This is a genomic window from Pseudanabaena biceps PCC 7429, assembly GCF_000332215.1.
Lineage (GTDB): Bacteria > Cyanobacteriota > Cyanobacteriia > Pseudanabaenales > Pseudanabaenaceae > Pseudanabaena > Pseudanabaena biceps.
On record NZ_ALWB01000177.1, the window covers coordinates 1 to 11,854 of the forward strand.

Here is an 11,854-nt window from a genome sequence, read left to right on the forward strand (position 1 = left end):
GGCGCACGCTGCGCGTGCGCCGCAGATTTTAGGGTTTTATATTTAATTAAGCCCATTTACTTATTGCTTATTAGTTATTAATTATTAGTTAAATTTTAAAGAAAGATGACTCAGACCTTTACAGCCACACTTCATCATCAAGGGCAGACCTTCACCGTACCCGTCCCCGAAAATGAATCGATCCTCGATGCCGCGATCGCTCATGGATTAGATTTACCCTGTTCTTGCTATGCAGGTGTATGTACGACTTGCGCCGCCCAAATTGTCAAGGGTGAAGTCGATCAAAGCCAAGGCATGGGTATCGGCGGGATGGGTGACGAACTGGACAGCAAGGGCTATATTCTCCTATGCGTATCTCATCCTAAATCCGATGTCGAAATTTACACTGATAAGGAACAGGATGTATATGCCATCCGCTTTGGTCATAGTTCTTAGTTAAAAAACAAACCCAGTAAGGGTTTTCAAAGCTATAGCTGTCGCCAAGTGTAATAGGACAAAAACCCCAAGAATTGAATGGCGGCGCTTCGCGCCGCCATTCAATTCTTGGGGTTTGATTTGTCCTAAGTCAAGTGACTGTAGCTATAAAAATGGCTACGCCATTTTTAGCTTTGGTATTACTTATGTCCAGCGATTTGAGGCGCAGCTACGTAGTGAAAATTTCGCAGTGAAAATTTCACTGCGAAATTTTCGCAAATTATGCATTAGGAATATAGCCAAGCTACTATAATGCATTCAAAAAAGCAGCTAAAAATATTCATGCACTATCAGAATCGATCGCACCGTCAAGGTTTCTGGCTTTTTGGGAAAAAGTTGTTTAATAGCCCTTTTTTTCACAGATCAAATCGGCAAGTCTGGCAACGGGCGATCGCATGGCTATTTATGGGGCTATTTATGGGTTTATGTTTGTTCGCCTTAGCGGCCTGCGAGCCAATTCCAGAACCAAATCAATCCAGCGTTGGGAGCGCTGACCGCCTGAAAAGAGTGCTCAATCGCGGCAAATTGATTTGTGGAGTCAGTGGTGAATTACCAGGATTTAGCTTTGTAAATAAAGAAGGCAAATATTCGGGGCTAGATGTCGATATTTGTCGAGCGATCGCCGCCGCTTTATTTGACAACCCCGACGCGGTGCAATTTCGCAACCTCAATGCCAAAGAGCGGTTTACCGCTCTCCAGTCGGGGGAAATCGATATTCTAAGTCGCAATACGACATGGACGCTAAGTCGCGATACCGCCTCCCGTCTTGCCTTCATGCCGATTGTTTTTTATGACGGACAGGGCGTAATGGTACGAAAAGATAGCAATATTAAGGTGATCACCGATCTTAAGGATGCTGATATTTGCGCCCAAACGGGGACAACCACTGAGCAAAATCTTGCCGACCAAATGCGGAAGCGCAACCTTGCCTATAAACCCGTAGTCTATGAGGATGTCAACGCCACATTTAATGCTTATCAATCTGGGCGTTGTACCGCGATTACCGCCGATCGCTCTGCCCTAGTCGTACGGCGGACTAGCCTTGCCGATCCTGACAATCACGTAGTTTTAGACTTTGTAATTTCTAAAGAACCCTTAGCCCCTGCGGTCATCGATGGCGATCCGAAATGGTCGGATATTGTGAAGTGGATTATTTTTGCTGCGATCGAGGCAGAGGATTTAGATATTTCTTCGGCAAATCTGACAACGCAACTACAGAGTAAAAATGCCGAAATTCGTAGGTTTTTAGGACTAGATGGCAGCTTAGGTAAAGATATGGGAGTTGCCAATGATTTCACTGTGCGGGTAGTTAAGCATGTTGGCAACTACGCCGAAATCTACGATCGCAATCTCGGTAAAGATAGTCCTTTCAAATTGCCACGCGGTCAGAATGAACTATGGAAAAATGGCGGCTTAATGTACGCGCCACCCTTCCGCTAATTCTTACGCCTTTGCCATTCAAGAGATAGGGGTGCGGGGCTTTGCCCCGCACCCCTATCTCTTAATTTGGGGAATCTCAAAACCTTGCGGGGTTTGCTTAGGACATAAACCCCTAAAGATGAGTGGCGGCGCTTCGCCGCCACTCATCTTTAAGGGAATTTACCAACCAAATATTGAGGCGATCGCTGGCGGATTAGTACTAGAAGCCGCATCTTCAGAATTTTCAGCCTGATCGGCACTTTCAATGAGTTCTTCAGTACAGAAAGTAGCTTGACTAAATCCTCCGAAACGCTGCACAGTGCTAGCTCTCATGCGTACATTCGGAGCGGGAAACCAAAATCGCTCGTAGGAACTCATGGAAGGATAATCCGTAATCAGAACGAGGGCATCTTCGGCATCAATTTCATAACGACCGATTACTGGCATGACCTCTGCATAGCCGCGCTCGCGTAGGAGTTTACCTTTACGCCCCGTTTCGTCATCGGGTACGAGGGCAAATACTGTTTCTCCTGAATGATTTTCATCATCATCTTTGTCCCATGCCATTGTGCCATCCCATTTGACATAGGCTCCACCGATCGCTCCTGTAGGCTCGACTTCATGCATTTGACAGATTTCGATTATCTTCGGATCGTCAGCATTAAGCGGATTTACATAAATTTCTGAGCCACCCTTTTCTGCGCGCCGAAAGGCTAGGTGATGGGTAGTCCGTTGCGATCGCCATTTGCCTGCACTTTTTTGAAAAAACTCTAAAGCATTCATAGTAATTTTGATAAAAGTCTTAATAAAAGTCTTGATAAAAAATCTTGGTAAAAAATTAGCCTAAGCTCTAAAATACCCTGCCTGCGATCGCAAAGCACCTACGGGATAAGAATTATATTACCCCCAAGAGGAGAAGGTTAGCGCACAACCATCTCCTCTCTCAAACAAGCAGGCATCTAAACATCTATAGAAATGAATTAGAAATGAATTACCCGAAAGATGAGTGGCGGCGCAAAGCGCTGCCACTCATCTTTCGGGTTTTGACTTGTCCTCGCTATCGCTATACAGGGTGTTTACCAAAATAGAGTCTCCAAGACCAATCCAATCATAGAGTAAATATTATGAGTATTATAAAAATAATAGACTTTACTCTATCAAGACTTAACTCTAAGATACCAATAGCAACAAATCAATAGATTGAAATTTAGATTTCAAGTTTGAGAAGAATTCTTCTTAATTTGATTTTTTTCAACTTCAAACTTAATTCCATTCGCAAATTTATTACCGAATGTCAAAAGCGCGATCGCAGCTTAGCTTTGCGCTGACTTAATAAAAGCCCAGAATTTAAAGCAGTTCAAGCAGCGAATTCTCTTCAAAATCAAATTTATTTCCACGGAATGAAATTATGGCTGATACCCATCCAAATTTTTCACGGCGACGCTTTCTAGCTACCGCAGGAACCACAGCACTAGGCTCAGTCTTATTGAAAGGATGTCTTGGGAATCCTCCCGACAGCACTCCCACGGCATCTTCATCCAACGCCGCCAAAATTAATATTCCGACCGAGCAAGTTCCCGAAGTCACCAAGGTCAAGCTTGGCTATTTACCAATTGTGGAAGCGGCTCCGTTGATAATCGCTAAAGAAAAAGGCTTCTTTAGCAAATATGGTATGAACGATGTCGATATCTCAAAACAGGCCAACTGGGGCGCAGCTAGGGATAACGTTAAAATTGGTTCCTCCGCAGGCGGTATTGATGGCGGTCAATGGCAGATGCCTATGCCCTATTTGATTTCAGAAGGAATCATTACCGACAAGCAGAAAATCCCCATGTATGTTCTACTCCAATTGAATACACAGGGAAATGGAATTGCCATTGCAGGCAAGCATAAAGATCAAGGATTATCCCTGAAATCAGAAAAGGTAAAGACTTTATTTGACAAAATGAAGTCAGAAGGAACCAAATTTAAAGCTGCTTACACCTTCCCCAAAGCCAATCAAGAGTTTTGGATTCGTTATTGGCTTGCGGCGAATGGGATCGACCCCGATGCCGATCTGGAGCTACTAACCGTTCCTGCCGCTCAAACCGTAGCCAATATGAAAACTGGCACTATGGATGCTTTTAGTACGGGCGACCCATGGCCCTATCGCATCGTTAAAGAGAAAATTGGTTTTATCCCCGCACTCACCGCTGAAATTTGGAAAGGACATCCCGAAGAATATTTAGCAATGCGCGCAGACTGGGTAGATAAATATCCCAAGGCTACCAAAGCTTTGCTCAAAGCAATTATGGAAGCTCAGCAATGGTGCGACAACTTCGATAATCGTAAGGAACTCGTCCAAATTGTTTCCACGAAAAACTATTTTGGCGTTCCTGTTGATGTACTGGAAGGACCTATGGCAGGCAAATATGACATGGGTGACGGGCGCATGATCGATGACAAGAGTATGTCTGTTCTCTATTGGAAAGATGCTAAAGGCAGTGTTTCCTACCCCTATCAAAGCCACGATCTTTGGTTTATTACCGAAAGCGTCCGTTGGGGATTTTTACCAAAAGATGCTTTGGCTACCGCCAAGGATTGGGTTAAAAAGGTAAATCGTGAAGACCTGTGGCGTGAAGCTGCCAAAGAGGCTGGCATTCCCGTCGCTGACATTCCGACTAGCACCTCTCGCGGAGTTGAAGAATTCTTCGATGGCACAAAGTTCGATCCCGAAAATCCCCAAGCCTATCTCGATGGATTGAAAATCAAAAAGGTTTAGAACAAGGTTAGGAATAAGGCTTAGAACTAGTTTCGGAAAAAGACTAGAAAAAGCCTTGTAAAAATCTTAGAAAAAAACTTAAAATACGAAATCTCGAAAACTAAATAAATCAAGTAATTTGTGAGGATCATCAAACAATGAAAATGTATACCGTCGAAGGAATTGGGACTATTCTGTTGAGCTTGCCCCTGTCAATTGCGGTGTTTGCTCCATTTGCTGAAGCAAAGCCAGTTTTAGCTTTGGACGAAAGTAAAGCCCCCTCGGAATTAACATCGGTTCCTTCGGCAAACAATCACGATGCAAATCTGTCTACTTCTCCATCTATCTCTCCGTCTACTTCTCAGTCTATTTCCCAATTGTCTGCGGAAATTCAACAGAATGCGATCGCTCCCGAAGTCGTATCTCAAAATGTCACATCCGTATCCCAACTATCTGACGTACGTCCAACCGATTGGGCTTTTACAGCCTTGCAATCTCTAGTAGAGCGTTATGGTTGTATTGCTGGATACCCCGATCGCAGTTTTCGCGGTCGGCAAGCTACTTCTCGCTATGAATTCGCGGCAGGATTAAATGCCTGTCTCGACAAAATCAATGAAATTATCTCGGCGGGATTAGCTGACAAAGTGAGCAAGGCAGATCTTGCGACTCTCCAAAAACTCCAAGAGGAATTTGCCGCAGAGCTTGCGACTTTACGGGGGCGCGTCGATGCCCTTGATGCGAAAACTGCCAAGCTTGAAGCTCAACAATTTTCCACCACAACTAAACTTAGTGGCGAAGCTATTTTTGGGATCGCAGGCGCAACAGGCAAAAACCCGAGCGGTGGTTCTAATACCAATATCGTCTTCAATAATCGAGTTCGTCTTAATCTATTGACCAGCTTTACTGGTAAAGATTTATTGATCACTGGTTTGCAAGCCTATAACATTGGTGGTGGCTCTTCCAGTCTCCAAGGTACTTTAGGATATGCCGATGGAGCTGGATTGAGTTCTAGTAATGTGCGTTTAGGCTATGAACCACAGTTCCCAGGAGTAAATCCAACTAATAGCAGCACTGTCGCCGCCAACTCTGTCAATCTTTACAAACTGCTGTACATTTTCCCCGTAGCCGACAAACTCACCTTCTTTGTCGGTCCCAGTGCGGAAGCTTCCGATGCATTTCCTGCGATTAGTCCCTTTGCTAGCGAAGGACAGGGCGCAATCTCTCGCTTTGGGCAGGGATTAAATGCAGCAACTCGCGTATCAGCAGGAACATCTGGTACTGGGCTAGCCTCAGCCTTTGGTTTAATCTGGACACCCTCGGATACGGTGGATTTTCGAGCCCTATATGGCAACATTACCGCTGCTATCCCCACCAATCTCGCTACTACTCCCCTAGGTTCAGGTTTCTTTGGTGGCAGTTCTGTAATTGCAGCCCAACTCACCCTCAAGCCATCTTCAAATCTTGATATTGGGATTAACTATGCCAATAGCTATCACCAAATCAACATTTTAGGGACTGGCTTGGGAGCCGCAGACATCGGGGCAGTTAATGGCGGTGCGATTACAGAACCCATTAAGCTAAATTCTGTGGGGGCAACCCTGACATGGCGACTTGCCCCTAAAGTGGCTTTCAATTTATCGGGTGCTTGGATCTTTGCCAATCTAGTTAATGTCAATGCTTCTACAACCTTTACTAGCTGGATGACTGGCTTCCACTTTAGCGATGTATTCAAAGAGGGAAATACAGCAGGTATCATTTTTGGTCAACCACTGGCGCGTAATTCCGTCGGTGGGCTTGCCACAATTCCCACAGGAGCGACCGCTACCCCCTACCAATTGGAAGGATATTTCAACTTTAAGTTGTCTAAAAATATCAGTGTTACCCCTGGAGTGTTTTTTGTATTTAATCCTGAAGGGTTAAATAATGCGCCAACCGCAACGGTTGGGGTGGTTCGGACTACCTTTACTTTCTAACACTTTCTCATACTTTCTAGATTGATAGAAATCAGTGGGTTTAGGAGATTCGGCATCGCAGGAGCCTAAACCCACCACTCTGTAGATACTGCCATCGAGAGCTCCATCGCTTGATTATTGGCTCGATTATTGGCTCGATCGCTGGCTCGAATATGCGATCGCAGGAGTATTCAATCTTCAACTTTTCCACAATTATTTTCCACAATTAATTAAATAGGACAATCAAGTTTATGGCAGTAAGCATTGGTAATAGCAATGGCAGTTTATCTAGATCTCTGAATAAATTTTGGCAAAAAAATGCTCAGAATTGGACATTGCCAATTATTGGAATTTTGGGATTTCTGATGATATGGCAACTATTTTCTAGCATTGGATTAGTTAAATTGCCCAGCCCCATTAATATCATGTCAGAGAAATCAACTCGCGATCTTCTCTTATATCCATTCTTCGATCGCGGGGGCACTGATAAGGGGTTGTTTTGGCAGACTCTCGCTAGTTTTGAGCGTGTTGCTAAAGGTTATTCCCTTGCGGCGATCGTGGGTATTGGTATGGGGATTTTGGTCGGAACAACCCCCGTCATTGATAAAGCTCTCGATCCTCTTTTCCAGTTCTTAAGAACAGTACCACCTCTAGCGTGGGTACCGATCGCCTTAGCCGCTTTGCGTCAAAATGAACCCGCAGCCTTGTTTGTCATTTTTATCACATCAGTATGGCCGATTCTTTTGAATACCGCAGTTGGTGTCAAACAAATCCCCCAAGACTATCGCAACGTCTCGCGAGTATTGCAACTATCTCGCCAAAAGTACTTCTTTAAGATTCTGCTTCCTTCTGCGCTCCCTTACATCTTTACAGGTTTACGAATTTCCATTGGTTTGGCATGGCTCGCCATTATCGCTGCGGAAATCATCATGTCAGGTATCGTCGGGATTGGATTCTTTATCTGGAATGCTTACACCAATGACAAAGTCGGTGAAGTTATTCTCGCTCTAGTATATATCGGTGCTGTAGGGCTAATTCTCGATCGGGCGGTGGCTTGGGTGCAAACCTTAATCCTCCCTGAAGAACAGAAATAGAATAATACCAATTCCCAAAATGGCAACGCCATTTTGGGAATCTCAAAACCTTACTGGGTTTGTTTTTTAATTCATTGAAGTGTTATCTCACTTCAGTGAATTGGGACAAGGATTGATTAATAATTGAAAGGAGATTTTAAAATGAGTAATTTTGTAGCAGTTGATCGGGTTGAGAAAGTTTTTCCCCTAGGTGGTGGTAAAGAATATATTGCCCTTAAGGGAATAGATTTGAATATAGAAAAGGGAGAATTTATTTCTCTCATCGGTCACTCTGGTTGCGGTAAATCCACATTGCTAAATATGATCGCAGGGCTGGATTTACCTACGGGTGGAATTGTGATGCTCGAAGATGAACGGGTATCGCGTCCAGGCCCCGATCGCATGGTGGTATTTCAAAACTATTCGCTCCTGCCTTGGCTATCGGTACGTGAAAATGTAGCCTTGGCAGTAGATGAGGTGCTCTCCCATTTGTCCAAGAGCGATCGCCATGATCTGATCGAACATTATGTCAAGATGGTGGGACTATCCCATGCGATCGATAAGCCTCCTACCCAGCTATCAGGCGGGATGCGCCAGCGTGTAGCGATCGCTCGTGCCCTTGCCGTTCGTCCGAAGCTACTATTGCTTGACGAACCTTTCGGAGCCTTGGATGCGCTGACAAGGGGCAATTTGCAAGAAAAATTAATGCAGATCTGTAACGAAGATCGAATTACGGCGGTAATGGTTACCCATGATGTCGATGAGGCGGTATTACTAAGCGATCGCATTGTCATGCTCACCAATGGACCTGCCTCGAAAATCGGCGGCATTTTAGAAGTGGATATTCCCCGTCCCCGTCAACGGATGGAAGCGGTAAATCACCCCAGCTACTACAGCCTGCGGAGTGAAATCATCTACTTCCTAAACCAACAAAAGCGCGTTAAAAAACTGAATGCCCGAAAAGTGGCAACTGTTGCAAGGCATGGACTTGAAAAAGTTAATCTGGAAATTGGCTTTGTCCCCTTAACCGCCTGTGCCCCGATCGCCGTAGCGAAGGAGAAAGGATTTTTTCAAAAACATGGATTAGATGAAGTTTCCCTCGTTAGGGAAACTAGTTGGCGCGGCATTGTCGATGGTATTGCAGGTGGTTATCTCGATGCTGCCCAAATGCCCTCAGGTTTACCGATGTGGATGACCTTAGGCGGTAATGGAAATTGTAAGCCAATTGTGACCGCACTCACGATGACCCGCAATGGTAACGCCATTACCCTTGATCGTCGTTTTTATGATCGCGGCATCTATACCCTCGCTGACTTTAAAAACCTACTTCAGAATACTCGCGATAGTCAGCATCGGATGGGGGTAGTACATCCTTCTTCAATGCATAATCTCCTACTACGATATTGGCTCGCTTCAGGTGGAATCGATCCCGATGTCGATGTCCAACTCAAAACCATTCCACCTGCCCAAATGGTAGTTGACCTCAAAGCAGGCAGCATTGACGGATTTTGTGTGGGTGAACCTTGGAATTTCCGAGCAGCAATGGAGAATATTGGCTTTACCGTTGCCACCGATCTAGAAATCTGGAACGGGCATCCTGGTAAGGTTTTAGGTGTGCGCGAAGATTGGGCAAATGCCTATCCAAATACCCATATTGCTCTAGTAAAGGCTCTTCTAGAAGCTTGTATGTACTGTGCTAATCCCGATAATGCCGAAGAGATTCGTCTGATTTTGGCTCGTCGCGACTACGTCAGCACTAATGTTAATTATATCCATTTGGGAAATCCGCATGATGTCACCTGTGCGATCGATTCGCCCATGCGCGAACCCGCCCACCATCAATTCTATGGTGCTGGAGTCAATCGTCCCAGCCGTTCTGAGCATCTCTGGCATATTACCCAAATGGCGCGTTGGGGCGATGTTCCCTTTCCCCGCAATTGGGTCGAAGTTTTAGAAAAAACCTGTCGAGTCGGAGTATTTAGCACCGCAGCTCGCGAGCTTGGACTGAGCGATATTACCTATAGTCGCAATGCCATTCAGCTATTCGATGAGGTTCCCTTTAATGCCGAAGATCCGATCGCTTATCTCAATCATCTTGAGATTAAGCGCAATATCACCATGGCGGAAATTGCCATGGAGTCAGCGCGATTGATTGCTTAGCTTTTTATCCCATTATCTCCATATATTCCAGAAAATTACTCAAGAAAATTACTCAAGAAAATGCCCCAAACAACCATTGCATACAATAGCTCAATCGAGACCTTACCACCTCAAGAAGCTTTCCTACGGATCGAGAAGGTCTCGAAAATTTATCCCACACCGCAAGGGGAATATGTCGTCCTCAAAGATGTAAATCTGGCGATCGCTGAAGGAGAATTTATTTGCTTAATTGGTCACTCTGGTTGCGGTAAGTCCACACTTTTAAATATGGTTGGTGGCTTCTCTAAGCCCTCCATTGGCGAAGTTAAAGTCAACGGGAAACTGATTACGAAACCAGGTCCTGATCGCATGGTGGTATTTCAAGGTTATGCTCTCTTACCTTGGCTGACAGTCTACGAAAACGTTCATCTAGCTGTTGACTCAGTTTATCCCAGCTTGTCTAAAAGTGAAAAAAATGATATCGTTCGTCACCACCTCGCGATGGTAGGTTTGAGCGAAGCCGCAGACAAGAAGCCAACCCAGATTTCAGGAGGGATGAAACAACGGGTATCGATCGCCCGTGCCCTAGCCATCCGTCCCGAAGTTCTGATTCTTGACGAACCCTTTGGAGCTTTGGATGCTATCACCAAAGAGGAACTACAGGAAGAACTTCTTCAAATCTGGACAGAACATCGCTGCACCGTATTGATGATTACCCACGATATTGATGAGGCGCTATTCCTTGCCGATCGCCTAGTAATGATGACCAATGGACCCGCAGCCAATATTGGTGAAATCATGAGAATTCCTTTCCCCCGTCCGCGCGATCGCGCCCAAATTATGGAAGATCCTCTATACTACGATCTCAGAAATACCGCCCTTGACTTCCTGTATAACCGCTTTGCCCACGATGAGTAATTTCTTTAACCATTCCCCCTCTCCGATGGAGAGGGGGAATGGAAATAACCAGAATAACCAAATAGAATTTCGCGAGCGCCTAGCGGTGATTGCCACGATGCATCGAAAGGAAATGGCGATCGCTCCCATCTTGCAAACAGCCTTAGGAATTAACTCGATAATTCCTCTAGAATTTAATAGCGATTTATTCGGTACATTCACCCGTGATATTGATCGCCCTGCCAACCAGATCGAAACCGCTAAAATTAAAGCCCAGAGAGCCTTAGAATTAGTTGAAACCGATCTCGCGATCGCCAGTGAAGGGAGCTTTTTCCCGCATCCAATTTTAGGAGTTCCCTACAATCGGGAAATTGTCTTAATGCTGGATTGCCAATACAACTTCACTGTCTATGGAGAACATCTCTCCACGAATACCAACTTCCGCCATCAAGTCGTCTCAAGTTACGCGCAAGCCTATCAATTTGCCATCCAAATTGGCTTTCCCGATCATGCGGTCGTTCTGAGGCCAGACGCTCAGACTTCCCCCAAAGACTCTATCTATAAAGGAATTAATTCCGAGAATGCGCTGATGGAGGCAACGCACGAACTCCTCAAGCGATCGCCCCAAATCCATATAGAAACTGATATGCGAGCGCTTTATAATCCTACACGCATGGGCAATATTGCCCATGCAACCGAGAATCTCGTCCGTAAGTTGCAGCAGCTTTGCCCTAATTGTCATTTCGTGAATTTTGATATTGTCGAAAGTATCAAAGGGCTACCCTGCGAACTTTGTGGATTTCCAACTCAATCAATACGATCGCATCGTTACCAATGCGATCGCTGCCAGTTTGAGAACGAAGTATTATTTCCCAATGGAATTCAACTAGCCGATCCTATGTACTGCTCCTATTGCAATCCCTAATGCCAAAGCTCAAAATGGCGTAGCCATTTTGAGCTTTGCAAACCTTTACGGGGTTTGGTTTTTAATTCACAAAAGTGTTGTCACACTTTCGTGAATTGGTATAAGTAGCTAAGCGCAATTGTAATTGCTCAACACATAGAGAATAAGGATTTGAGAGGATTTAAAGCAATAAGAATGGACTCAAAAGCGGAAAATCCTTGTCTTTTGCCAGTATTGACAATGGAACGAACATCTG

Annotated in this window: 9 protein-coding genes; 8 read left to right on the top strand and 1 reads right to left on the bottom strand. The window is 44.9% G+C overall.

All coding sequences use genetic code 11. The features are described 5' to 3' along the window. The first annotated feature begins 105 nt into the window (after positions 1-105). Together PSE7429_RS17065 and PSE7429_RS17070 are read left to right on the top strand one after the other, a co-directional pair. Positions 106-435, top strand: a complete 330-nt coding sequence (locus PSE7429_RS17065; RefSeq protein ID WP_009628536.1) for a 2Fe-2S iron-sulfur cluster-binding protein — start codon at positions 106-108, stop codon at positions 433-435. Positions 436-756: 321 nt separating this feature from the next. Further along, a complete protein-coding gene (locus PSE7429_RS17070; RefSeq protein WP_009628537.1) occupies positions 757-1,914 on the top strand; it encodes an amino acid ABC transporter substrate-binding protein in 1,158 nt (385 codons plus the stop codon). 159 nt (positions 1,915-2,073) lie between these two features. Here the strand turns inward: PSE7429_RS17070 and PSE7429_RS17075 are convergent, their stop codons facing one another. Then, positions 2,074-2,676: a phycobiliprotein lyase gene (locus PSE7429_RS17075; RefSeq protein WP_009628538.1), complete on the bottom strand. Its 603-nt coding sequence runs from the start codon at positions 2,674-2,676 to the stop codon at positions 2,074-2,076. Between the two features lie 625 nt (positions 2,677-3,301). Here PSE7429_RS17075 and PSE7429_RS17080 point away from each other — a divergent pair. The 6 genes from PSE7429_RS17080 (at position 3,302) to PSE7429_RS17105 (ending at position 11,619) form a co-directional block, all read left to right on the top strand. Continuing rightward, entirely contained in the window at positions 3,302-4,654 is a 1,353-nt protein-coding gene (locus tag PSE7429_RS17080; RefSeq protein ID WP_009628539.1) for a CmpA/NrtA family ABC transporter substrate-binding protein, read from the top strand. Between the two features lie 137 nt (positions 4,655-4,791). Further along, positions 4,792-6,606, top strand: a complete 1,815-nt coding sequence (locus PSE7429_RS17085) for an iron uptake porin (protein ID WP_009628540.1) — start codon at positions 4,792-4,794, stop codon at positions 6,604-6,606. 230 nt (positions 6,607-6,836) lie between these two features. Beyond that, a complete protein-coding gene (gene ntrB, locus PSE7429_RS17090) occupies positions 6,837-7,679 on the top strand; it encodes a nitrate ABC transporter permease (protein WP_009628541.1) in 843 nt (280 codons plus the stop codon). Between the two features lie 141 nt (positions 7,680-7,820). Continuing rightward, the gene (locus tag PSE7429_RS17095) at positions 7,821-9,818 is read left to right on the top strand and encodes an ABC transporter ATP-binding/substrate-binding protein (protein ID WP_009628542.1); all 1,998 of its coding nucleotides are present in this window, start codon (positions 7,821-7,823) and stop codon (positions 9,816-9,818) included. Positions 9,819-9,878: 60 nt separating this feature from the next. After that, positions 9,879-10,715, top strand: coding sequence for a nitrate ABC transporter ATP-binding protein (locus PSE7429_RS17100; RefSeq protein ID WP_009628543.1), 837 nt, complete (start codon positions 9,879-9,881; stop codon positions 10,713-10,715). A gap of 25 nt (positions 10,716-10,740) precedes the next feature. Beyond that, positions 10,741-11,619: a DUF6671 family protein gene (locus PSE7429_RS17105; RefSeq protein ID WP_009628544.1), complete on the top strand. Its 879-nt coding sequence runs from the start codon at positions 10,741-10,743 to the stop codon at positions 11,617-11,619. Positions 11,620-11,854: the final 235 nt, after the last annotated feature.